The organism is Vibrio sp. SCSIO 43153, from assembly GCF_023716625.1.
GTDB lineage: Bacteria > Pseudomonadota > Gammaproteobacteria > Enterobacterales > Vibrionaceae > Vibrio > Vibrio rotiferianus.
The window spans coordinates 1,085,443-1,109,163 of record NZ_CP071856.1 but is presented as its reverse complement, the minus strand read 5'-3'; the positions used below and the strand labels follow the sequence as shown (position 1 = coordinate 1,109,163).

The window sequence follows — 23,721 nt, the reverse complement described above, 5'->3', positions numbered from 1 at the left end:
TTTTGTTTATATAGAGCGGCTCATGACTAACGCCAAACGCCCCATTCTCCTGTGGTTCCTGGCTCTTCACCAGTTGTCCACCACTGCGCAGTCCATTCACGGCCGCTGTGCGTCACGACATCGCCTTGGTTGTACACCGCATCTTTGTTCCACAAGTTGGTTGGATCAACCGGTGGTTGGGTATCACCTTTAATCAATGATAACGCATAGCTAAAGTTGGCATTCGGAGCCAGTACTTGGTTTGCGTAGATATTACTGCTATCGAACATGTAGTGCTTCATCGCTTCATGCCAAATACCTACATACCAATCACCGGTTTGTTGTGAGTTAAATTGATCCGCTAGCTCTGCAGCCCACGTCGTGGTGTTGTTAGTACTGATTGGCAGTGACAGATCGACGATCTCGCTACCTGTTGCATTGAAGGTGCGGAAACGCACCGTATCACCCGACTCTACTGGGCCAAAGCCTTGTGCCACAAAGTAGCCAAGAGAAGTCAGGTTGTTTGCGGGATCGGTAGGGTCAACTGGATCAGTTGGTGGTGTGGTGCCATTGCCGTTTAGCGTAATGTCACTACAGTTGTAGAAGCCTTCACCAGCCACATCGATACGTTGCCAACGAGTGTAAAGAATCGCATCACCCGAGCGCTCTGCAGGGAAAGTTACCTGCATGCGGTAGCGCTTCTCAGCATCTACATACACGTCACCAGCAGTATCGATCAGTTCTAAATCGTCCCAAGTCAGTGGCTGCGTATCGTCATAAGTGGATTTAGAAAGATAGAACTCCCAATAAGAAGGGTTGTGCGGCGCTTTACCAAAGAACACCAATTCGATTTGGTTGTTCGCATCTGGCGTCACGTTAGTACGCTGCCAATTTGGCGATGGGATATTCAAACCTTTCTTGGCGGCATCACCTGCAGAACAAAGTTCGCCATCACGAACAATGGCTTTCACGTGTTCCATATCGCGGTAGTTCGGCACGTTGGCAGCAATCTCACTACGTTGTACGAAAGGGTAAGCACCAGACTCGTCATAAGCGGCCTGACATGCTTGGTTTGGAATTTCATTGGTCCAGAATCCACCGTCTAAATAACAGGTGTTTTGGCGTGCGCTTGGAAACTCGACCCAACCGTGGGCACTGACGTTAAAAGAGCTTAAGGCAACAATTGCGCCCAAGCTTGCAAGAGGAAGGGTTACGTATGATTTCATCATTCATCCTTAAAATTTCTGACTCACTGCTCACGGACCGGGCAGCGACTTAGAAAAATTAGCAGGATGCGATTATTTAGAAGGTGAGAATAAATGCTGGAATTGTCAGATTGACGACTGCTTTCCAGCATTTTATGTGGACTTTACTCACACTCGACTGACTCTTTCGAGTCACTTCAAAATTGGCGTGCTACAAAATCGTAGGCTAAAGAATTAACGCTCGTCTTTTGGCGTGTCCATCACCACCATGGTCGTGATGGCTTTGACGTGTTCGCATTCTCCCAACACATCGGCATGGAAGGCTTTGTATGCTGCAAGATCTTGGGTTTCGACCCTTAATAAGTACTCGTTGGCACCAGTGATGTTGTGGCACTCCACTACCTCGTCAACAAAGCGCACGTGGTCTTCAAAACCAAGCTGGGCCTGTTTAGAGTGAGAAGCTAGACCAATCGACACATAAGCAATAAAACCGACGCCCATTTTCTGATTATCCAACACCGCCCGATAGCCTTTTATCACGCCCTTACGCTCCAAATCTTGCACACGACGCAAAGTCGCGGATGGCGATAATCCAACTCGCTCAGACAGCTCCACGTTGGAGATTCTTCCGTCTGATTTCAGTGCTTGCAATATTCTTTCGTCAAATCTATCCATGATGACCTTTTGTTGTTTATCTGGCGTATTTTCATCAAATAAAAGCACAAAATTGATGGCACTTCTACCTATCATTGTTCTCGACTAGTCAAGACAACCATCTTTCGCCTGAGTGCACGCAGGCAAAACAAAAATGCAGGAACACACTATGGAATACCATCAACTTGGTGCGCTGGCACTGTTTGCGTTTGTCTCGACTTTCACTCCGGGACCAAACAACATCATGCTTATGACTTCTGGCGCAAACGTCGGCTTTAAGCGCACTATCCCACACATGTTAGGTATCACTCTGGGCTTTGGTGCGATGCTGATTTTGGTTGGCATTGGTCTTATGAGCTTGTTTCACACGTATCCGATCACGCATAAGATTCTTAAGGTTTTGAGCCTGACATACTTGGTGTACCTCACTTACAAAATTGCCACCAGCAGCAAAACAGAAGTCAAAGATGATTACCGCCCAATGAGCTTTTTAGGTGCCGTTGCATTCCAATGGGTGAATCCGAAAGGCTGGTCAATGGCACTTACCGCCATCACCGTATACAGCAGTGGTGGATCTTGGCTAGAACTGGCTTTCATCGCTGGCATCTTCTGCTTAGCAAACCTACCTTCTGTGACTTTTTGGACCGCCGCTGGTATCCAACTTCAACGCTGGCTCACCACACCAAAACGGGTAAAAGGCTTCAACTATGGCATGGCTGCGCTTTTGCTTTTATCGACTATCCCAATGATATAAATGATAAAAAGCACGGATAAATGTGATTGATACCAAGTTTTGGCTAGTCCTTTGTTCGGTAAGTACAAATAATCGCCACTTCCATGGATAGATTGGGTCATAGTAGCAACAGCAGTGACAAGAATATTAAAAACCCTCAAACATAAACCCTATCGATATATTCGATTTTGGCTTCTCTTTCACTGCTTTGTCGCTTTCATTCTTTAATAGCGACTATCGATTCACTCTGACCGACAAGCACGATGCTGACTGGTCCGTCACACAAGGAGCGTTATACAATGCGTACTCGCAAGCTTATTCTTGCTACCGCTTTTGGCCTACTACTCGCGGGTTGTAGCCAAACTTCGACCACGACGACTGCCGAAGTTATCCCACCGGAATATCCTGTAGATTACTTCTTCCGTAATGCTGAAGTCTCTAGCTACCAAATCTCTCCAGCTGGTGATTACATTTCAATGATGAAGCCATGGCAAGACCGTAAAAACGTCTTTGTACATCCTGTAGGCAAGCCAGAGGATGTTAAACGCATTACGTCAATCACTGGTCGTGACATCGCTTACTACTATTGGGTTGGTGATGACACCGTAATTTACTCACGTGATACTGGCGGTGATGAGAACTTCTACCTCGTCACGGTGAACGTTAAAACAGGTGAAGAGAAAACCATCACACCAACATCTGGTGTTGTGGCTTATGTCATTGACACTTTAGAAAGCCAGCCAGACGACATTCTTATCACGACTAACGAACGTAACCCGCAAGTGTTCGATGTTTACCGCCATAATTTAAAAACTGGCGAGAATACACTGGTGGCGCAAAACCCGGGCAATGTCCGTTACTGGGGTACCGACCACGATGGTAATATCCGTGTCATTTCAACCTCTGACGGTGTCAATACTGCGGTACTGTATCGTGATAGCGTGGATGAAGAGTTCCGCCCATTAAAGAACCTCACTTTCAAAGAAAGCTTCTCACCGATTTCCTTCACACCCGACAACAAGAATCTATATGTCGCCTCGCGCATCACACGCGATAAGTCTGCGATCATCGAATACGATGTGAAGGCAAATAAAGAAGTACGCGAGATCTTCTCTCATCCAGAAGTAGACGTCACTAATGCGAGTTACTCCAATGCACTTAACAAGCTCACGACGATCTCTTATGTAACGGACAAGCGTCAGTATCACTTCCTAGATAAGAGCTATGAAGAGACTTTTGAGCGTCTACAAGAGAAGTTACCTGGGGTTGAAATCTCAGTAAACAACTCAACTCGAGATGAAAGTAAAATGATCGTTGTAACCTACAGCGATGTCGACCGTCCAAATTACTATTACTACGATCGTAATACGGATACGCTCGAGAAACTGGCAGCAAATGCTCCTTGGCATAAACCAGAACACATGGCACAGATGAAGCCAATCACTTACACCGCTCGTGATGGCGAAACCATTCACGGTTACTTAACGCTGCCAAAAGGTCGTGAGGCAAAAGACTTACCACTGCTTGTGTTGCCGCATGGTGGTCCTTGGGCTCGTGATCATTGGGGCTTCCAACCTGAAGTTCAGTTGTTTGCAAACCGTGGTATCGCCGTCCTACAAATGAACTTCCGTGGTTCAACCGGTTACGGCCGTGAATTCTGGGAGAAATCATTTAAGCAATGGGGTCAATCAATGCAAGATGACATCACTGATGGTGTTAAGTGGACGATTGACCAAGGCTACGCACGAGATGGTGAAGTCTGTATCTACGGTGCATCATATGGTGGTTACGCCACATTGGCTGGTGTGACGTTCACACCAGACCTATACAAATGTGGTATCGACTATGTTGGCGTTTCTAACCTGTTCACCTTCATGGATTCTATTCCACCATACTGGGCACCTTTCCTAGCTATGCTGCATGAGCAAGTGGGTAACCCAGAAGATCCTGAAGATGCGAAGATGATGAAAGCCTACTCACCAGTGTTCCATGTCGACCAAATCAAAGCTCCTCTATTGGTTCTACAAGGTGCGAAAGACCCACGCGTAGTGAAGAGTGAATCTGATCAGATCGTTAATGCTCTGCGCGACCGCGGTGTTGAGGTGGAGTACATCGTCAAAGAGAACGAAGGTCATGGCTTCCGCTCTCTTGAAAATCGTCTTGATGGTTACCAAGCGATGGATCGATTCCTGAAAACACATTTGTTAGAGCAAACGCAGTAAACAAGCTCCATTCTTCTATCAAGGGCACTTCGGTGCCCTTTTTTATTCTCCCACCACTATCTTATAAAGCGGGACGACGAAGTGTTCATTTGAGCGAGGCGTACCGAAATTAAATCGCCGATTCTCAGATCAGAGTGTAAATTTAGATAAAGACACTATCTGCCTTGTTGAGATACTGTTAATCTTAGATGAGAAAGAGAATAGTTATCAAACGTAGTGAAATGTGAATTAAAATGAAAAAGAAACCACAACCAAAAAGCCTCGTTGTCATCAACACACAAGCGGTAACACCGAACATGCAGCGCATTACCCTGCAAGGTGAGGCACTAGGCAACTTCCCACAAGATTGTGAAGGCAGCTACATCAAGCTGCTGTTCAACGAAACCGGTGGCACGGACATTCAAGGCTTCTCTGAAGAGAACCGTCCGGTTATGCGTACTTACACCATTCGTCGCTTCGATCCACAAGCGTGCACGATTGAGGTCGATTTCGTGCGCCACATTACTAAAGACTTACAATGTGGTTTTGCCGCGCGTTGGGCAATGTCCGCCAAAGAAGGCGACACCATTAACATCGCAGGCCCTGGCAGCATTTCGAACCTAAACACTGAAGCGAATTGGTTCTTTATGGCTGCGGATATGACGGCGTTGCCAGCGCTATCAGCGAAGATTCGCACCCTGCCGGAAGACGCAAAAGGCTATGCCGTGATCAGCGTGATTTCTGAGGCGGATATTCAAACTCTCGAAGCGCCGGCAGGCATGGAGCTACATTGGGTTACTGAGCAACCTCTCGCAGACAAAGTTCGTGAACTTGAATGGCAACAAGGTGAAGCCGCTGTGTGGTGTGCTTGTGAGTTCGACTCAATGCGCGCGCTACGCCAATACTTCCGTAATGAAAAAGAAGTGGAACGTGAAAACCTTTACCTCAGCAGTTACTGGAAACAAGGCGTATCAGAAGATGGCCACAAGGTCATCAAACGCGAAGATGCGGAATTAAACGAGCAGTAACTTCCACTTGCCACAAAAAATAAAGCCAAGTTGCTACATGCAAACTTGGCTTTTTTCAATGCATTGAATTCATCACTCAGCTCATATTTTCAGCTAAGAAATCAATCAGTAAGCGTACTTTTGGCGACAGGTTTCGGTTTTGTGGATACAGCGCCCAAATACCTTCGCGATCGTCTCGGTAATCGGTTAACACTTCCACCAGCTCGCCATTGTCTAACGCTTCTTGTACGTAGTAGTCCGGCAACTGTACCAAGCCCAAACCACGCTTTGCCGCATCAACCAAAGCAAAACCACTGTTGCACTTAATACGACCAGAAACACGAAGAGACTTCTCACGCTTCTGCTCTTTGAAGTGCCAATAATCAGCGGTACCCACCAAGCATTGGTGATGACTCAGTTCAGACAAGGTATGCGGCTCACCAGATCGCTCTAAGTAAGCGGGGCTGGCACACACATACAGCTGACGCGATGATAGTCGCTTGGCGATCAAACTTGAATCTTGCAAACGTCCCAGACGAATCGCCACATCGACGCCTTGCTCAATCAAATCTAACTTTTGGTTAGTCAGATTCAAATCCAAATTCACTTGCGGGTACTTTTCTAAAAATTGGTGCAGCAAGGGAGCAAGATTCATTTCTCCATAGGTCACAGGTGCAGTGACTTTAAGCAGACCTTTCGGTTCTGCCTGCATCTGCGTTACCGCTAACTCTGCTAGCTCTAAGCCTTCGACAAGATGCTTACACTGTTGATAATAAAGCTGCCCCGCTTCAGTTAGCGACACTTTACGCGTAGTACGGTGAAGCAATTTCACAGCAAGACGCTCTTCCAGTGCTGATACACGACGGCTGATTTGTGCGACCGATGTTTTCAGCTTATTGGCTGCGCCAGTGAAGCTGTTGGTTTCTGCGACGGCGACAAACTCGCTGACGCCTTCCCAATTCGCCATGGTTTTGATCCTATGGAATTCTACTTATTGTGTATTCTCACACAAACTGAAATGTGGAGAAAACCTGTTTAAAAAGGATAGCCGACTAAATGAACTGTCTGTTGTGGCCAAATGATTTTGAGAGAGCATACCATGGTCTCATCAGTACAGACCCAATGATTCGCGGTAACTTCCATCTTCAAGTTATTGATGGGCTGATAACCACTGGATTGATAAACCGAGGTGAGACCAAACAGAACTGAAAACGCATCGCCTCTTTCTAACGCGTCCTTATGAACAGCCTCAAGCAATATTTTTACTAGCCCCTGCCCCCGTGAACCCGGATCGACGCAGACTTCAGCAATACCACAAATAGGAAAGGATTGGTCATCAATCATGACTTGCTTTTCATGCACAGCAACATGGGCGGCAAGTCTATCGCCATCCCAAAGTAGGTAGCGGTGGCGAGGCATTTCATTAAAATAGCGTTGGGTTTGAAAGATTTTGTCTTGCTCCTTGGTGAAGCAAGTGGACAGCAAAGCTCTTAACTTAGCATCGAGTTCTTGGGTGACTTCATCATCAAGCAAGTATTCAAAGCGCATGATTTACCTCATTTATTTCGCATAGTTAAAGGTAAACTTTTGATTTGTGCCTTACCGAGAGGCAGCGCAAATAAAAAAGCACAGACTGAGCTGTGCTTTACATTTTTGAGCCACTAAGTAAGGAAATTGGAGCTAACGCGATGTTTGAAGTCTCAATTAGAGTGCGATTCGCCACAGCTACGACTCTTTCAATGGTTTTAAAGATGCGTAATCCGCATCAAGATCGATACCAAAGTGGGTTTTGAGCGCAGATAGATACGTTTGTCCGGCTTCTAACTCAATTTCAACCACTTCACCATTTGATCGGTACTTTAAACTGTAATTGAGCAAAGTAATGATTCCGCTATCTGTCGCCAGCGCTGCCACTCGGCTGGAAGTAAAATGTGAGTTAGGCGATGTGGAGGTGTAATGATTGCCACACACGATGTCGCCATCGAATACGTGTTCAAAGTCTAAGCTGTATAAATCAATCCATTGTTCCGCGTCGTCATAGGATTGAACTTGCAACATGTAGCCGACTAACTCATGTTCGACAAAACGGAACGTTTGTAAGTCAGTATGAATGGCTTGATTTAGTACAAATGGCAGCGGTGCACGTGGCGTGTTCGAACCGAACCCTACATCAACGATCCACTTATCTTCTCCCATAGCAACCAAAGTGAACTGATGAGTTCTGCCCGATGGCGTGCCAGACAAATGAACACGCCCCAATAACGGTCGCGCATCAAAGCCGATGGTCTGCAACACCTTCAACAACAGCGCATTCAACTCAAAGCAGTAGCCTCCACGCTCTTGATAAATCAATTTGTCGATAATCTCTTGCTCTGAAATAGAAATGCCGCGACCAAGCGCAATATCAAAGTTCTCAAAAGGCAAACGACGATGCTGAGCATTATGCAGCATTAACAAGGTACCACTGCTGACATCCAGTGATTGGGTGACGCCCATTTTATCTAAGTAAGCCTGTAAATGATTTTGGTTCATACCAATCCTAATTCAGTATTTTGCATTGACAGGTACACTAAACCCTCAACCGCACTTAAGGTCAAACCCCCAATATAATTTTTCTCGTGCTTCTTAATCTCACTCGCACTAACAATCACGTTATTACATTGATTATTACGCATACGTAAAAATCATTTTCAATTTAGCCGGATTATCATTTTTTGTGAAACACCTAAAATGGGCACCAACAAAACGACGCAGCGCAGTGAACAAACCTCAACTACGCTTATGGCGTCACTCCATATACTGAGAATATAAAGGAAACATCCAATGGCACTTGAAATCAAACCAGGTCAAACTCACATTAAATCAAAGGCAATGGTTGCATGGGCTGCAGGCGAGCCACTAAAAATGGAAGAAGTTGATGTACAACTTCCTAAAGCTGGCGAAGTACTTGTGCGCATCGTTGCTACTGGTGTTTGTCACACTGACGCATTCACTCTATCAGGTGACGATCCAGAAGGTATCTTCCCTTCAATCCTTGGCCACGAAGGCGGCGGTATCGTTGAAATGGTTGGCGAAGGCGTAACAAGCGTTGAAGTTGGCGACCACGTAATTCCGCTTTACACAGCAGAATGTGGTGAGTGTAAGTTCTGTAAATCTGGCAAAACAAACCTATGTCAGGCAGTTCGTGAAACTCAAGGTAAAGGCCTAATGCCAGACGGCACAAGCCGCTTCTCTGTAAACGGTGAGACAATCTTCCACTACATGGGTTGTTCTACTTTCTCTGAGTACACAGTACTTCCAGAAATCTCACTAGCAAAAGTAAACAAAGAAGCACCACTTGAAGAAGTTTGTCTTCTAGGTTGTGGCGTAACCACCGGTATGGGTGCGGTACTAAACACAGCTAAAGTTGAAAAAGGCGACACAGTTGCTGTATTCGGTCTAGGCGGTATCGGTCTTTCTGCAATCATCGGTGCTCGTATGGCTGGTGCAAGCCGCATCATCGGTGTAGACATCAACGAAAGCAAATTCGACCTAGCGAAACAACTTGGTGCTACAGACGTCATCAACCCAATGAAGTTCGATAAGCCAATCCAAGACGTTATCGTTGAGATGACAGACGGTGGTGTTGACTACTCATTCGAATGTATCGGTAACGTAAACGTGATGCGTCAAGCACTTGAATGTTGTCACAAAGGTTGGGGTGAGTCAGTAATCATTGGTGTTGCTGGTGCAGGTCAAGAGATCTCAACTCGTCCATTCCAACTAGTAACTGGTCGCGTATGGCGTGGTTCAGCTTTCGGTGGCGTTAAAGGCCGCTCAGAGCTTCCAGAAATCGTAAACCGTTACATGGCTGGTGAGTTCGGTCTACAAGAATTCATCACTCACACTATGGGTCTACAAGACGTGAACGAAGCGTTCGAATTGATGCACAAAGGTGAATCTATCCGTACTGTTCTTCACATGGATAAATAATCCAAGATAACGGTTCACGTAATGTGACTGATTATTTGAAAATTTGAAATAAACTCTCTTCTCTCTTGAACACGTTTTCTTTTGGGAAGAGAGTCATCCGCTGTCTTTAACGGTCTTGTCCGCCGTTAGAAAATCATTGTTTTATCGAGAGATTATCCATGACCATTGAAAGCCTAAGCCAAGCCAAAGTATTCGGTGGTTGGCATAAACAGTACACTCACGAATCTCGCGCTTTGAACTGCAACATGCGCTTCGCGATCTTCTTGCCACCTAACGCAACCAAATCAAACCCAGTGCCTGTGGTTTACTGGTTATCTGGCTTGACGTGTACCGATGAGAACTTCATGCAGAAAGCCGGTGCGTTTCGCATGGCTGCTGAGTTAGGTATCGCCATTGTGGCACCGGATACCAGCCCACGTGGTGACGACGTTGCAGACGACGAAAACTACGATCTGGGTAAAGGTGCAGGTTTCTACCTAAACGCCACTCAAGAGCCATGGTCACGTCACTACCATATGTACGATTACATCACCAAAGAATTGCCTGCGCTCATCGAGAGTAACTTCCCAGTCTCTGACGTGAAGTCGATCTCGGGTCACAGCATGGGTGGTCACGGTGCAATCACCATTGGTCTGAAAAACTCAGATCAGTACCGTTCAATTTCAGCATTCAGCCCAATCAGTAACCCAATGCAATGTCCTTGGGGCCAAAAAGCGTTTACCGCTTACCTAGGCACTGATATCGAAAGCTGGAAACAGTACGACGCAAGTGAGTTGCTAAAACAAGCGAAATCACCATTACCTATCCTAGTCGACCAAGGTGATGCTGATAACTTCCTTGCTGAACAATTGAAGCCTGATGCATTACTGGCTGCAGCGAAAGCCCACGATTCAGAAGTCGAACTGCGTATGCAGCCGGGTTACGACCACAGCTACTTCTTTATCTCGAGCTTTATCGCTGATCACTTGAACTTCCACGCCAAGTACTTATTTGCTTAAGGCCGATTTTAACACCGCAAGCAAATAGAAGAGCCCGGAAAACCAAACGGTTTAATAATCTTCTCTATGACAAAGCCATCCAATTATTGGGTGGCTTTTTGTGTTCTAAAAACACTCACTTTACCTTTACATAACCCCATTGAAATTTACCGAAATGGCGTCTAACTTGTAATTGAACATCATTCAATTACTGCTAGTACGCTATGAAAAAACCAACGTCAGTCCTGCTAACCTCGACTTGCTTCGGGTTGTTAGCGACCTCTCCTATTGCCGAGGCGATAAGCTTTTTCGATCCCATCGATGGGCAATTGGATATGGGCGAATACCTTGCTGAAAACGCCTACGGCTTTCTACCCGTCCCGATTGTGATTACCGAGCCTGCTGTTGGCTACGGCTTGGGTTTTACTGGCGTGTTTTTGCATGAATCCGATGAGCAACGAGAGAAAAGACGCAAACTGGCGGAAACATCACTCGATGGTGGCGCCCAACTTTTGACTCCTGCTATTACCGCTGTGGGTGGCTTCGCAACCGAAAACGGCACTTGGATGGGGTTTGCTGGCCATCGCCGCACTTGGGCACAAGACACGGTTCGTTACCTTGGTGGCATCGGTTATGGCGACTTCAACATGACCTTCTACCCGCAGTCCGCGCTGCCGGGCTTAGACGGCGTATTCAATGGTCAGGGATTAGATTTCGAGATTACTGGCGGCGGCATGCTCAACCATCTTCAATACCGCATTATTGATGCACCGCTGTTTGTTGGTGTGAAACAGCTCTATTTCGTCACCGACCAAAAAACCACTAACTCACCAGTGGCCGATAAGTTGTTGCAAACCCTGACCAATACCGCTCCGACCATTTCAGGGCTCGGACTAACACTGGAATGGGACAACCGAAACAACTTCTTTAGTCCCACTCAAGGCTACAACTACAAAGCCGAGTTCTTATGGTACAACGACGCCATTGGTAGTGATTACGAATACGAACAACTGGACGTTGAGGGCATCAATTACTGGGAATTAGCCGATGATTGGTCGCTGGCTCTGCGCGGACAATACAAGTCGCTTTATACTGACGAGCGCTTTTTACCGCCTGCGTCCTACCCAGATATCGAGCTACGTGGTGTAGCAAGAAACCGATACCAGGGGGATGAAACACTCTCGGTGGAATCTCAACTGACCTACCAATGGAACACTCGTTGGTCGACCAACCTCTTCGGTGGCTTTGGTTAAGCTTCAACAGAAGAATCGCTATTTGAAAACGATGCAGAATACGCTTACGGCGTGGGCTTTCGTTACCTCATCGCACGTCGGTATGGCTTGCAAGCAGGTATGGACTTCGCTTTCAGTGATGAGGATAACGCGGTCTATTTCCAAGTGGGTTCAGGCATCTAAACCCACTCGATTCAAACCATCACGGTTGTCATTATCACGACTGATATTTAGGGTTCGCGCCGTATTGGTTCGAGCCCTCTTCACTGTCTTGAATCAAGAAGTACAACAGAACCAAAATACCGATAACTGGCACAAAGGCTATCAGAGCCCACCAACCTGTTCTTCCTGAATCGTGCAAGCGACGCACAGTAACCGCAATCGAAGGAATCATAATAAACAGCGCATAAATCACACCGAAGAAGCCAAAATTGTCCATTTGCATCACGCTGCCAATGACCCGATCGATGATCCCCATCACCAAATTGACCAACACATTCACCAGCGTAAAGTACCAATACTCTTGGCGTCTCGCTCTGCCATTAAAGTTGGTGTAATTGAGGATAACCTTGTAATACCAGTCGAACATATTCCCTCTCTTAATTGGCTGAAAGTGTCACGAAAGTTAGACAAGCTGAAGCGAAATGCACACAAAATGAGCTAAATAATGCATTCACCCACTTGTTGCAGTGTTAACTGTGTTATTAACCTTGACGTATATTTCACCAGCGGTTACTTTTCACTCAAAACATATTATATAAAATCATCAAGTTGGCTCTATTATTAATAAATATATAACCATAGCTTTAGATAGCGATTAATGCGCTATCTGAGACTAGGGGAACAACTCAAAAGGGCACAAGATGAGAAAAATAGTAGCACTCACTTTGTTTTTGTTTGCACCGACACTTTTCGCGAACACAATACAGTTTAGCAGTCCGGAAAAAACCAACCTCGTTATTGCACTCGAAGATATAGAAACACTGCCTATTACCTCCTATGTTACTGAATTACCTTGGTTAGATAGTCCGGCGGTGTTTGAGGGAGTAACTCTCAGTACGCTTCTTCGACAAGCATTCGGAGAGGTCCCAAAGCGTGTCGAATTACGAGCTTTAAATGACTATCATGCCAATCTAAATCGTGAAGATATTCTGCGTTACGAACCTATCGTCGCCTATAAAAAAGACAAGAAATACATAAAGATAAGAGATAAAGGACCATTTTGGTTAATTTATCCTATCTCTCGTTTTCCTGAGATCGATGTTAGCCACTACCATTCACAAATGGTATGGCAACTTAATAGTGTGAAAATAGAAGAAAAATAATGAATTCAGATATATCTCCCCCGAAAACGGGACCTTTTTCATTGAGAAGTAAAGTCTTGCTCATCGCGGTTGCCACGACTTTGCTACTGGCAAATCTCGCTTTGTTTAAGCAAACTCGGGATCTAGCTCGCTCATACTCCGATCAACAAAACCAAGCTACTTGGTTCCTATTTCATTTATCTAAAGAACTATCAGAGCTTGTCAGTGAAGCAAGAAGACTCAACGAAAGCGTCATGAATATTGATGGTGCAGAGTTGCAATATGAGCTCGCATGGAGCCGTTTTGACTTATTGATAAACAACCGTGAGGCTGACTCCTTTCTCTCTAGACATGAAGTCAGACGCTATTTCTCTGGGTTGTTTACCCGCTTCCAAAAACTAGAACCAACGCTTGTTGAAGCAAAAACTGGCAGCAGTATAGCGGCGAACCAATTTTACCGAGGTGCACAAAACCTATATTTAGAAATGATTGACTATGTAACTCAAAATTTTAGGGTTGCTAGCCCCCTCTATCAAAAACAGCAAAATCAAGCTAAACAGCTAATGTTTGCACAATACGTTCTGTTAACGATATTCGTTATGACCGTAGCCCTTCTGGCGTACTTCTATCAAAGTGAATCCAAATACCACAAGAAGATGGCATTAAGTGATAGTTTAACTGCCCTCCCTAACCGCAGTGCGATGTTTTTCGAGCTACGCCGTCTTGAGAGCGCCAAGCTGCCATTTTCATTGCTTCTGCTTGATCTCAATGGCTTCAAAACCATCAACGATACCAAAGGCCATCAAGCGGGCGATATTGCGTTAAAAGAGGTGGCGAATAGATTGAAACTAATGGAGTTACATCAGTTCTCAACGTACCGAATGGGCGGAGACGAGTTCGCTGTCATTATTGAGTCGAATGAGGACTGTGAAATCAAAGATGCAGAACATCGCATTCACGCCGTTTTTGAGCGACCAATAATGGTGTCTAATGAACCGCAAACACTTTCAACCAGCTTAGGTGCAGCAAGCTACCCTAATGACGGCGACAACATTGACTTCCTGATCAATTTAGCGGATAAGCGCATGTACAAAATGAAATTCCAACAATAAACGGATAACCATGATGAAAAACTTCATGCGAGCAGTGCTATTACTGCTAGTGATCGCGATAGGTGTGTTGGCTTGGGTGTTCATCCCATCTCACGAAACTGTAGGTGCACAAACCCTCGAAGAAGCACTCAACGACGATTACACGCTGGTTGGGCACCGCATTCACTCTACTGACCCTGACGCAGGTAACATGTTTGGTTACTTCCTAGTGTACAAGGGTGCAAGTACAGAAGACCTAGAGCCATTTTTGGTAACTTCTGACCAGTTTATTCGCATGGAACAAACGAGTGAGAATACGCTTGCTCTAACCGTGAATGGCCGCATCTACCGCTACCATAACGACCTGTGGGTAGAAAACCCTAATGGTAAACTGCAACATTGGCTTGTTAGCGCAACGGCTAAGTACGTACGCTAATTTGCCTCTACGTTTAGACTCACTAAGTTTCAAATGAACAAAAGCCCCGCTCATCACATGGCGGGGCTTTTATGTTCACATGATGAGCAAAAAAGCGATTAAAGCACTTTCTCTCTGATCACTTTCATCACTCCAGAGTCGCGGTTGCTTGGTGCTGAGAAACGAGCGATTTTCTTCACTGCTTCATGCGCGTTTTCCATTGCATATGAGTGCTCGCTCACTTGTAGCATTTCGAGATCATTTAAGTAGTCGCCAAATGTCATCGTCTCTTCAGGTCCAAAGCCCATAGTCTCTTGAAGGTGCTTGATTGCCGAGCCTTTTGACGCTTCTGCGTTCATCACATCCAACCAAATCTTCGCACTCACCACAACCTGATGCGTATCATCAAACCTTGCTTTCATGGTTGGATAAACCAACTCTTCTGAGCCACCAAAGTGACAAATTGCGACCTTGATGAACTCATCTTCCACTTCTAACAAGTCAGGCACATATTCACAGCGGTGGTAGTACTTCTGGAACTCTTCTAAGGCTTTAGGATCTTTGGTTTCGATGTAAGCCGAACGCTTACCACACAATACTAAGTGGGTACCTTCTACTGCACGAGCCGCTTTTATAATTTCATCAATTTCCGATTTTGGAATGGTACAGCTGTAGAGCTCTTTGTCTTGGTACATAACCAAGGTGCCATTTTCCGCCACATAAATCATGCGATCTTGGATCGGCGCAAACGTATCGCGCAAACTGTAGTACTGACGACCTGATGCTGCCGAGAACAAAATGCCCTTCTCTTCGAGCTGTAAGAACAGATCAAAGAATTCAGGATCTAAACGACCATATTGGTCAAGCAAGGTGCCATCCATATCGGTGGCAATGAACTTGATGCTAGCTTGTGACATGACTTTAACTCAAAAAATGAAGCAGCACAGGTCACTCTGTGAATGAAAACAGGCTGCAAAAAACAATCTTGGTAAGGTACAGGATCTTGAGTGAATCTCAAGCTGAAATGAGCAGGGTGAACTAGGTTCAAGATAGCAATCCACTTTAAAACAGGTACAATCCGTGCTCGATTTTTATTTCATGCGGACTCACAATTATGCACTCGCCTGAACATTGCTTTACTCGTTTTACTGCAGACATTTCTGGTTATAATTTACCGGCGCAGTTTACGTTTCCGTTCTACTACACACCTCACCCATTGTGTGTGTTGGCTGCCGAGCAATTACAGCAGCACCTCACAACACAAACCGACTTCGAACATGATTTTGGTCTTGAGGATGAGCAAAGTGGACGTGGCAAAATGTTCGGCGTTTTATTGGTGCGTAGCCCACAAGGTGAGCTTGGCTACTTCAGCGCTTTCTCAGGCAAGATTGCCGATCAAAATTTACTACCTGGTTTTGTTCCACCTGTATTCGACATGCTGACAGAAGAGGGCTTCTTCCGTGGAGAGACGGATGCCATTAATGCTGCGAACGCGGAATACAAAGCCTTTGCTGCCAACCCTGAACTGGCACAACTGAAAGCAGAAATCAAAGCAGACCGTGAAGCGTATCAACAAGAAGAAAATACCCAGCGCCAAGTGATGATTGCGGGGCGTGCAGAGCGTAAACAGCAACGTAAGCAAGGCGAACAAACGCTAAGTCCCGAAGATCTAAAAGTGCTACTGGATGATTTAGGCAAACAAAGTGTCGCTGAAAAGAATGTGCTCAAGTACCTCAAGCAAGCGTGGGATGAAAAGCTGGCAGTAAAAGAAGCACGCCTTGCTGAGCTAGAGCAAAGATTGGCAGAGCTAAAAGAGCAGCGCAAAGATCTGTCTAATGCTCTGCAGCACAAACTGCATAAGCAATACCGCTTCTTGGATAACCACAGCGCAGAGCGCGATTTGGTGGACATTTTTGCTCCTACTACCAACCCAGTACCACCAGCAGGTGCAGGTGAATGTGCAGCGCCGAAACTGCTTCAGTTCGCATACAAACATGGCTATCAACCGCTTGCGTTGGCTGAATTTTGGTGGGGCGTATCGCCGAAATCTGAAGTGCGTCAGCACAAGAAGTTCTACCCATCTTGCAACAGCAAATGCCAACCGATTTTGGGGCACATGCTGCAAGGCTTGGATGTGGAACCAAACCCATTAGCAGAGAACTGGGCGGAAGATAAAGAGCTGGAAATTCTCTTCCAAGACGAAGCCATGGTGATCGTCAACAAGCCTTCGGGTCTGCTTTCCGTTCCGGGCAAAACCATCAAGGATTCGGCGTACACACGACTTCAAACAATGTTCCCGGATGTCGAAGGGCCATTTGTGATTCATCGCCTCGATATGGCGACATCAGGCATTTTAGTATTTGCTTTAACCAAACGAGCGAACAAAAGCCTGCAGAAGCAGTTCATCACCCGCGGCGTACAAAAGCGCTATATGGCGCTGCTTGAAGGAGTGTTAACCGAGCCTGAAGGTAAAATCTCACTCCCGATGCGTGGTGATCCAGATGACCGCCCACGTCAACTGGTGTGCTTTGAGCACGGTAAACCTGCAGAAACTTACTGGCAGCTGATTGAAGTGAAAGACGGACGCAGCAAGGTGTACATGTACCCGAAAACAGGACGAACCCACCAGCTACGTGTACACAGCGCGCACCACATGGGGTTGAACATGGCAATGGTTGGCGACGGCTTGTATGGCGAAAAAGCCAACCGTCTGCATTTGCACGCAGAGATGTTGGAGTTGGACCATCCATATAGTAAGGAACGCATGTGCTTTAAAGCGGAGTGCGAGTTCTAGCCCAACAGCATCGAGAAGACCATTGTTCCAAGGCGCTGAGTTTCAGCGTCTTTACTCATGGCCCGACAACACTAAAGTGTCCCTAGGAGATCTGGGTTAACACCTCGACCTACTTTATGTTCTTCTATTACGACTTCACTTCGGGTTTGAATAACACCAGGCAGAGTCCCTAGCTTACTCGACATAAACTCCTGATAAGCTTTCATACTTTTGACTCGCACTTTTATCATGGTATCGAAATCCCCTGACAGCGAATAACATTCCTCTATTTCTGGCATCAACTCGACCGCCTTCGCAAACTTTTCAAAGATAGAGAAACTGGTTTGGTCTAAACGAATATGAATAAATACTTGGACATCTAGCCCTAGTTTTTCAGCATTAAGCTCTGCATGGTAACCATTAATATAGCCACTTTTTTCCAACCTTTTGACTCGTTCTGAGCATGGTGACGTCGTGAGATTAACCAGCTTGGCTAACTCCACAACAGGTATGCGCCCCTTAGAATGCAAAATACTTAATATCTGCAAGTCAATCCTATCCATGTGATAACTCATCAATTACATCCTCGCAACAACTTAAGCGTCCACTACCTTAATCGTTACCATTTGTTTTGCAAACAGACAAATCAACAACGTGTGAATCTGTCATTATTTTAACGTTTGCGTAGCACAAAAATTCAGCGACAAAAACAAGATGGCTAAATCTACATAACTTTGATTTATAAAATTTGGAAATTTTTCTATGAGTTTATAGGCGAGATAATAATGTTAATGAAAAAACTTATCCCTGAACTCTGCAGAGAATAAAATGAGCCAAATAGGAAAGAACCGAGCCAAATTCTAAGGCAATAATGAGGAAAAATAATTAGGAGAAAGCAATGTTAACCCTACAACTTGCGTACAAGCCGTTCGGTCTTGGAGAGTGGACTTACACGACAGTATCACACGAAGTCGCAAAATCATTAGCCGCAGAGTATGCCTCATATGGTTGGCCAGTAATGATTGATGGATTACCGTTCGCTACGCAAAAAGAACTTGCTGCTTAATAAATCTCGATCACATGATCGCTGACGTCTGTCGCGCTGGATGTTGAATAACTTCACCTATAGCGCGATGATTACAGCATCGACAATAGTATTGAGGTTCCATTTCATAGTAGTGCTCACCTGTCACAAACTTTGCCATCAACTGCGTAAAGCTTACCACTTTTCCAGTCAGTGTTTCGATTTGATCAGGTTCACAACGCTTCATGATCACTTTGTGCTGCGTTGTTCTTCTGCAGGCTGAGCAATAAATCTCCGGCATGCTTCCTCTCCCTGTTTTTACTGGACTACTGACAGTTGACATATTTTGTTCAAAAAAATTCCACAATAATAAATGCCCTTTGTTTTTTGTGCTCTTCCTCCAAAAATTTCTGCATATATGCCTGAAAACTGAGACCTAAGTCGGTCTCATTTTGTGGCACCACTTGTGCAAAAATAATACAAACGTATGTAATATGACGCTATCAGTGACTACGCAAATACTTTCATTAGCTGCAAGTATTTCGCCACGATGCCGATAGATGCATAGTAAGCACGTATCGGGTTGAGGAAACTAATACAAAACAAGGAAGTTAGATGATTCATATCACCTTTGTCCGTCATGGGCGTTCACAAGCCGACGACCTGAAAGTACACGAAGGACGATTCGACAGCCCATTGACTGAAGTAGGTATTCAGCAAGCACAAAATAGAGCAAAACAGTTTATTGAAGAAGGGCGCCAGTACGACGCAATCTTGAGCAGCCCAATGCAGCGGGCGCGACACGTCGCCGAGATCTTTTCTGAACAGCTAAATGTCAGCATAACGACTCATGATGAGTTGATGGAGCGTGACAACGGACCATTACAAGGTTTGCCATTTAGTGAATCTAAGCACAAATATCCTATGGCTGATTTCGTCAACCCATATCAACCTTGCGTTGTCTCTGCCAATGAAGGGGAAAGCGGTGTTGAGCTTTACGCCCGAGCAAGCCTTGCCCTTCAATCTATCATCAGACGTGGCAGTGGCCGCTACTTGGTGGTGTCTCACGGACGCTTCCTCAGCACGATGTTTAATGTGATTTGTGGCAACCAACCAAGAGCCAACGAAACTGGCGTCCGATTTGCGTTCGATGATTTGGGCTACTTCGACACTACTTACCGACCAGACTTGGATGTTTGGGTCATTCAATCTGTAAGGTGACTCCGTTATGCCAACACAACCAAAACTCTTTACTGAACGACTCATTCTGCGACCTTTCCAGCATGAAGATAGTGAACGCGTCGCGTTGCTCGCCGGAGAAAAAATCATTGCAGATATGACCGCGAACATTCCGCATCCTTATGAACTGACTATGGCGAAAACATGGATAGATGGGCATGGTCCTATGTTTAATGAGCAAAGAGGCATAGCGTATGCCATAACGCTACGTAGCACCGGAGAACTGCTTGGCGCGGTAAGTTTACCAAGAATTGAGGACGGTTATGGCACTCTAGGTTATTGGATTGGCGTGCCTTATTGGGGGAAAGGTTATGCATTCGAAGCATCTCAAGCGCTGATTGAGTTTACTAAATCTTATTTCCAACTCATCGGTATTCGAGTGATGCACTTGGTAGAAAACCAACGCTCAAAATCCGTGATACAAAAATTAAATGTGCCTTATGTAGGAAACAAAACCCTCGGCATGCAAGGAGCAGAACGTGAAGTTTGCGTCTACCAACGCAGATTTGATGCGAATAACTAAACCTGAAAGCGTTCCGCAAACTAAAGAAAGCATTGAGTGTACGGTGGGACTTGCCTCTTAGATTTGTAGTTAAGCGAAACTAAGAGGCTCTCATCGTGACATTATGATGTGCAAAAGATAACTAGATAGAACATGGAGTCATTGGCATGGAAAGCCTCGCAAAATCTCTCAATCAACAAGGGTTCCGCTGTCATGCGCTAGATAGAAAAGTCAGAGTAGAACTCGGTAGCTTTGGGCAATACGTTTACGTGATTAAGGACTACCAAACAGGTCACTATTTGGTTCAGCGCCATTTAACCATCAAAATGGCGACGTTTATCCTTATGCTGAGTACCGGTCTGTATGGCTTAGTGACCAAAGGAAGTGGCATCAGCGCGGTCCTTGCGGCTATCTCAGTTGGTGGGCTAATAAACCTGATTTTAATTGAAGTGAAATCTCAGCCGCTTACACAAGCTCTGCGTAAGCTGTCGAACATAAGCAGCGAGGAAATTCGAAGTGATCATTCATGAGACCTCACAAAACCTGCCAAAGAACAATCCGTTCTTATTCAGCATTTGGTTTCTATCACTCACCTACTTTGCTTATATAGGCGGTTACCTATGGTTAATAGGGGCCGGAATGGCTGTATTTGCCCTATTGCTGTTCGTATTACATCTATCTAAGCGTAAGTGGTTTACGCCAAAATCGATCAGCATTGAGTCCGCTTCTAATAGTTTGAAGTACCATCAAGATTCTACTGTGTATTTTCGTATTCCATTGAATGAAATCAGCAAGGTTCAAATTGAGAAAGAACCTTTCAATGGTAACTGCTTGATGCTCTACACCGCTAAAGATTCTTATCAGGTTCCAAATTCCAACAACTTCGATAAACTGCAATTAGCGCAATTAATGAGACAGCTCGAAGAGATGATTGATGATTGATGATTGAAATAGTCAAAGCAGATGTGAAGAGCACCATAGAGGTGGCTGAACTCGTTTCCAGAATCACGCAACGCCACATCCTTGAGCACTTTACCGAAGAAGGAAAACGGCGCTTTCTCGCAAGAATCGGACAAGATGTGACCCAAGCAATAACGCATCCAGACTTCTTTGCCTTAGCGGCATTCCGCGACAGTAAGGTGGTTGGCTTTGCCGCTTTAAAAGAAGATAACGATCTCACCCACTTGTTCGTAGCAACCGAAGTTCAAGGTCATGGCTTGGGTAAACAACTTCTCGATACGATATTGGGCTCAACCCAAGATAAACCAAGAAGTTATGTGCGTCTTCGCTCAGCACCCAACGCAGTGTCGTTTTATCAAAAGCACGGTTTTGAACGCACCGATGATCTCTGCGAGAAAGAAGGAATTCGTTATGTGCCAATGCGATTAGCTCTCCCTTCCTCTCTTGAAATACAAAAAAGCCAGCAGTGAGGCTGGCTTTTCTCTATCTTAGTCTTGAGCGACTTTCACACGAATCTTGCTTTTCGCTACGTTGCTCAAGTTCAGCGCTTCCAGTGCAGCAATCGCTTCTGCTTCATCTGGCATGATCACAAAACCGAAGCCTTTTGATAAACCGGTTTCTTGATCAAGAACCAATGTACAAAGCTCTACTTTGCCGTGTGCAGAGAACAGTGCACGCATGTCTTGCTCAGTCGTTTGACGAGCCAAGTTTCTTACTAAAAGTTTCATAGTGAACCTAGTGGTTTGAATAACCATACAATTCTCTCAGGTTCTTCAAAACGAACCAAGTGAATAATATTGTATACCCAAATGACTTCAAGATGCAGGATTCAGAGCGTTGTCATTGATTCGAGGTCAAGGAAAATAACGCAGCGTAATAGCTAGCTCTTTCCAAGTTGTTTGACGTAGCAATCGAGTCAATAACACGCTCCCAAAGGGCGAGCTGCCTTGGCTTGTATACTTTGTTGCCGATTCTTGATTTAGACCCACTAGACCTTTAAATCGCCGCCGCGTATACAAACCAAGTCATTCTCGCTGAACCTAGCATCTCGAGGTTATTTGGGTATACGAACAGCTAGATCATTCTAAGTACATCTGTTTAAATGATTTTTCGTTCATTTTTCACCCAAAGGAGAGTCGATATGGAAACGAAACGTCTTAAGCTAATCCCTGCTTGTTTAGATCGTGCAGAAGAAGCGCACCATGCAGTATTGCGTAGCCAGAAGACACTCGAAGTGTATCTTCCTTGGGTGCCACATGTGCTCACACTAGAAGCCATGATTGAGGGGACAGAAAAAGCCATCGCCAACTTTGAGAGTTTTGAAGGGGAGTTACGTTACTTCATCATTGAGAAAGAAAGCGACCACTTAATTGGTGCGGTAGGCTTAATGATTCGTGATCAAGAAGTGCCATCGTTTGAAATCGGCTACTGGCTGGATGATGCAGCGGTGGGCAACGGCTATATTTCCGAAGCGGTGCTTGAACTAGAGCGTTACGCGTTTGAAGACCTCGGCGCAAGACGCATTGCGATTACCGCAGATTCAACCAACCTAAAAAGCCGCGCCGTCGCAGAGCGTTGTGGTTATGACTTTGAAGGCGAGTTGAGACACGACCGCCTCTCTACTTCAGGGGAATTGAGTAACACTGTGGTTTACTCAAAAATCCGTAACTAGGCAGTTTGTTATTAAACTTTTTTATTAAATATAGCGCCACAAAAAATAAGCCTCACAAAGAGGCTTATTTTTATTTAACCGGTTTTTAAGACGCTGTTTAAACGCTAATTATAGAGCGCGAATGCGCCCAATTTCGTCTTGCTCAATACCCAAAGATTCAAGGAACTTTTGGTGTTCAGCAGGCTCCATCTCTTCGAATTTCTGGTGCCATGTCACCATGTCATTTTCAGAAAAACCCGCCGCCTGCATGATTTGTACCCAACGTTCTTTAGTCACAATATTATCCTCTATCAGTTGTGGTTCTTGTAGTAGCACCACGATCGCTTTTTGTTGCGCTCGCAGATTCTGAATCTCGCGTTCGAGTTCATTGAAATGGTCTTTCAAGATCTCCGCTTGAGATTTGCCTTTCTGTGCCAACAAAGTGCGTATGCTGGAAATCGGTAACCCGTAAGAGCGATATGACGAGATGGTTTTTAAACGCTGAATCTCGTTTTCTCCATACCAGCGATAACCGTTTTCTGAGCGATGCGCAGGCGCTAGCAAGCCTTCGCGTTCATAGTAGAGAATCGTAGTACGAGAGAGTCCACACTCTCTGGCCAGTTGGGTTACGGTTAGCATAATGGCTCCTTTTGTCGCTACAGGCATAGCATCAGCCCTACACTGATAGACGGGTCAACACGTTTTTCACTATACCTCAGAAACTCTTTCATTGAGGTATTGGTGCATCATTCAAATTGCTATCGAACAAACACAAAAAAGCCCGCGATAAACGCGGGCTTTG

27 protein-coding genes and 1 pseudogene are annotated in these 23,721 nt (G+C 45.3%); 17 read left to right on the top strand and 11 right to left on the bottom strand.

All coding sequences use genetic code 11. The features are described from left to right. Positions 1–26 precede the first annotated feature (26 nt). Positions 27–1,205: a lytic polysaccharide monooxygenase gene (locus tag J4N37_RS21115; RefSeq protein WP_252043292.1), complete on the bottom strand. Its 1,179-nt coding sequence runs from the start codon at positions 1,203–1,205 to the stop codon at positions 27–29. A 213-nt stretch (positions 1,206–1,418) separates the two neighbouring features. Further along, positions 1,419–1,859, bottom strand: a complete 441-nt coding sequence (locus J4N37_RS21110; protein WP_252042211.1) for an Lrp/AsnC family transcriptional regulator — start codon at positions 1,857–1,859, stop codon at positions 1,419–1,421. Positions 1,860–2,007: 148 nt separating this feature from the next. Here J4N37_RS21110 and J4N37_RS21105 point away from each other — a divergent pair, with 148 nt between their 5' ends. The 3 genes from J4N37_RS21105 to J4N37_RS21095 all read left to right on the top strand — a co-directional run bounded on the left by J4N37_RS21105 (position 2,008) and on the right by J4N37_RS21095 (position 5,800). Then, positions 2,008–2,592, top strand: coding sequence for a LysE family translocator (locus J4N37_RS21105; RefSeq protein ID WP_045392585.1), 585 nt, complete (start codon positions 2,008–2,010; stop codon positions 2,590–2,592). A 278-nt stretch (positions 2,593–2,870) separates the two neighbouring features. Then, positions 2,871–4,793: a S9 family peptidase gene (locus tag J4N37_RS21100; protein WP_252042210.1), complete on the top strand. Its 1,923-nt coding sequence runs from the start codon at positions 2,871–2,873 to the stop codon at positions 4,791–4,793. Positions 4,794–5,026: 233 nt separating this feature from the next. Then, positions 5,027–5,800, top strand: a complete 774-nt coding sequence (locus tag J4N37_RS21095; protein ID WP_252042209.1) for a siderophore-interacting protein — start codon at positions 5,027–5,029, stop codon at positions 5,798–5,800. 76 nt (positions 5,801–5,876) lie between these two features. Here the strand turns inward: J4N37_RS21095 and J4N37_RS21090 are convergent, their stop codons facing one another. From J4N37_RS21090 to J4N37_RS21080, 3 genes are all read right to left on the bottom strand, one after another. Next, the gene (locus J4N37_RS21090; protein ID WP_010453456.1) at positions 5,877–6,746 is read right to left on the bottom strand and encodes a LysR family transcriptional regulator; all 870 of its coding nucleotides are present in this window, start codon (positions 6,744–6,746) and stop codon (positions 5,877–5,879) included. Positions 6,747–6,814: 68 nt separating this feature from the next. Then, positions 6,815–7,327, bottom strand: a complete 513-nt coding sequence (locus J4N37_RS21085; protein ID WP_252042208.1) for a GNAT family N-acetyltransferase — start codon at positions 7,325–7,327, stop codon at positions 6,815–6,817. A gap of 177 nt (positions 7,328–7,504) precedes the next feature. Next, complete coding sequence (locus J4N37_RS21080) at positions 7,505–8,311, bottom strand: arylamine N-acetyltransferase family protein (RefSeq protein ID WP_252042207.1); 807 nt, start codon at positions 8,309–8,311, stop codon at positions 7,505–7,507. Between the two features lie 291 nt (positions 8,312–8,602). Between J4N37_RS21080 and J4N37_RS21075 the strand changes: the two genes are divergently transcribed. The 3 genes and pseudogenes from J4N37_RS21075 to J4N37_RS21065 all read left to right on the top strand — a co-directional run bounded on the left by J4N37_RS21075 (position 8,603) and on the right by J4N37_RS21065 (position 12,143). Continuing rightward, the gene (locus J4N37_RS21075) at positions 8,603–9,751 is read left to right on the top strand and encodes an S-(hydroxymethyl)glutathione dehydrogenase/class III alcohol dehydrogenase (RefSeq protein ID WP_010453462.1); all 1,149 of its coding nucleotides are present in this window, start codon (positions 8,603–8,605) and stop codon (positions 9,749–9,751) included. A gap of 158 nt (positions 9,752–9,909) precedes the next feature. Continuing rightward, complete coding sequence (gene fghA, locus J4N37_RS21070; protein ID WP_045392572.1) at positions 9,910–10,749, top strand: S-formylglutathione hydrolase; 840 nt, start codon at positions 9,910–9,912, stop codon at positions 10,747–10,749. Positions 10,750–10,952: 203 nt separating this feature from the next. After that, a pseudogene (locus tag J4N37_RS21065) lies at positions 10,953–12,143 on the top strand (BamA/TamA family outer membrane protein). Positions 12,144–12,177: 34 nt separating this feature from the next. Here the strand turns inward: J4N37_RS21065 and J4N37_RS21060 are convergent. After that, entirely contained in the window at positions 12,178–12,549 is a 372-nt protein-coding gene (locus tag J4N37_RS21060) for a DUF805 domain-containing protein (RefSeq protein WP_252042205.1), read from the bottom strand. Positions 12,550–12,823: 274 nt separating this feature from the next. Between J4N37_RS21060 and J4N37_RS21055 the strand changes: the two genes are divergently transcribed. Genes J4N37_RS21055 through J4N37_RS21045 form a run of 3 tightly spaced genes read left to right on the top strand, consistent with a single transcriptional unit; the run spans position 12,824 to position 14,791 of the window. Next, on the top strand, positions 12,824–13,285 hold the full coding sequence (locus tag J4N37_RS21055; RefSeq protein WP_252042204.1) for a putative pterin-binding protein: 462 nt from the start codon (positions 12,824–12,826) through the stop codon (positions 13,283–13,285). Further along, positions 13,285–14,376, top strand: a complete 1,092-nt coding sequence (locus J4N37_RS21050) for a GGDEF domain-containing protein (protein ID WP_252042203.1) — start codon at positions 13,285–13,287, stop codon at positions 14,374–14,376. Before J4N37_RS21055 ends, J4N37_RS21050 begins: the two co-directional genes overlap by 1 nt. Positions 14,377–14,386: 10 nt before the next feature. Next, positions 14,387–14,791, top strand: coding sequence for a hypothetical protein (locus tag J4N37_RS21045; protein WP_252042202.1), 405 nt, complete (start codon positions 14,387–14,389; stop codon positions 14,789–14,791). Positions 14,792–14,889: 98 nt separating this feature from the next. Here the strand turns inward: J4N37_RS21045 and J4N37_RS21040 are convergent, their stop codons facing one another. Next, entirely contained in the window at positions 14,890–15,687 is a 798-nt protein-coding gene (locus tag J4N37_RS21040; RefSeq protein WP_038887037.1) for a Cof-type HAD-IIB family hydrolase, read from the bottom strand. A gap of 197 nt (positions 15,688–15,884) precedes the next feature. On the opposite strand from J4N37_RS21040, the gene J4N37_RS21035 reads away from it, so the two are divergent. Then, positions 15,885–17,564, top strand: a complete 1,680-nt coding sequence (locus J4N37_RS21035; protein ID WP_252042201.1) for an RluA family pseudouridine synthase — start codon at positions 15,885–15,887, stop codon at positions 17,562–17,564. A 71-nt stretch (positions 17,565–17,635) separates the two neighbouring features. Here J4N37_RS21035 and J4N37_RS21030 read toward each other — a convergent pair whose 3' ends face one another. After that, positions 17,636–18,118, bottom strand: coding sequence for an Lrp/AsnC family transcriptional regulator (locus tag J4N37_RS21030; protein WP_045394730.1), 483 nt, complete (start codon positions 18,116–18,118; stop codon positions 17,636–17,638). A gap of 323 nt (positions 18,119–18,441) precedes the next feature. Between J4N37_RS21030 and J4N37_RS21025 the strand changes: the two genes are divergently transcribed. Further along, entirely contained in the window at positions 18,442–18,609 is a 168-nt protein-coding gene (locus J4N37_RS21025) for a hypothetical protein (RefSeq protein ID WP_156145290.1), read from the top strand. A gap of 10 nt (positions 18,610–18,619) precedes the next feature. On the opposite strand, the gene J4N37_RS21020 is transcribed toward J4N37_RS21025, so the two are convergent. Continuing rightward, a complete protein-coding gene (locus tag J4N37_RS21020) occupies positions 18,620–18,868 on the bottom strand; it encodes a hypothetical protein (protein ID WP_045394728.1) in 249 nt (82 codons plus the stop codon). 314 nt (positions 18,869–19,182) lie between these two features. Here J4N37_RS21020 and J4N37_RS21015 point away from each other — a divergent pair, with 314 nt between their 5' ends. From J4N37_RS21015 to J4N37_RS20995, 5 genes are all read left to right on the top strand, one after another. Continuing rightward, positions 19,183–19,788 (top strand): histidine phosphatase family protein, encoded by a 606-nt coding sequence (locus J4N37_RS21015; protein ID WP_252042199.1) that lies wholly within the window; start codon positions 19,183–19,185, stop codon positions 19,786–19,788. Positions 19,789–19,795: 7 nt separating this feature from the next. After that, the gene (locus J4N37_RS21010) at positions 19,796–20,329 is read left to right on the top strand and encodes a GNAT family N-acetyltransferase (protein WP_252042198.1); all 534 of its coding nucleotides are present in this window, start codon (positions 19,796–19,798) and stop codon (positions 20,327–20,329) included. A gap of 146 nt (positions 20,330–20,475) precedes the next feature. Then, the gene (locus J4N37_RS21005; RefSeq protein WP_252042197.1) at positions 20,476–20,838 is read left to right on the top strand and encodes a hypothetical protein; all 363 of its coding nucleotides are present in this window, start codon (positions 20,476–20,478) and stop codon (positions 20,836–20,838) included. After that, positions 20,825–21,250, top strand: a complete 426-nt coding sequence (locus J4N37_RS21000) for a hypothetical protein (RefSeq protein ID WP_010453491.1) — start codon at positions 20,825–20,827, stop codon at positions 21,248–21,250. The genes J4N37_RS21005 and J4N37_RS21000 overlap by 14 nt, the downstream gene beginning before the upstream one ends. Beyond that, positions 21,250–21,738, top strand: coding sequence for a GNAT family N-acetyltransferase (locus J4N37_RS20995; RefSeq protein WP_252042196.1), 489 nt, complete (start codon positions 21,250–21,252; stop codon positions 21,736–21,738). Before J4N37_RS21000 ends, J4N37_RS20995 begins: the two co-directional genes overlap by 1 nt. A gap of 18 nt (positions 21,739–21,756) precedes the next feature. Here the strand turns inward: J4N37_RS20995 and J4N37_RS20990 are convergent, their stop codons facing one another. Further along, positions 21,757–21,996 carry an RNA recognition motif domain-containing protein gene (locus J4N37_RS20990; RefSeq protein ID WP_010453495.1) on the bottom strand — a complete coding sequence of 80 codons (240 nt, stop codon included), beginning with the start codon at positions 21,994–21,996 and terminating at the stop codon, positions 21,757–21,759. 413 nt (positions 21,997–22,409) lie between these two features. On the opposite strand from J4N37_RS20990, the gene J4N37_RS20985 reads away from it, so the two are divergent. Beyond that, entirely contained in the window at positions 22,410–22,940 is a 531-nt protein-coding gene (locus J4N37_RS20985) for a GNAT family N-acetyltransferase (RefSeq protein ID WP_252042195.1), read from the top strand. Between the two features lie 108 nt (positions 22,941–23,048). On the opposite strand, the gene J4N37_RS20980 is transcribed toward J4N37_RS20985, so the two are convergent. Next, on the bottom strand, positions 23,049–23,558 hold the full coding sequence (locus J4N37_RS20980; protein WP_088879682.1) for a MerR family transcriptional regulator: 510 nt from the start codon (positions 23,556–23,558) through the stop codon (positions 23,049–23,051). Positions 23,559–23,721 lie beyond the last annotated feature (163 nt).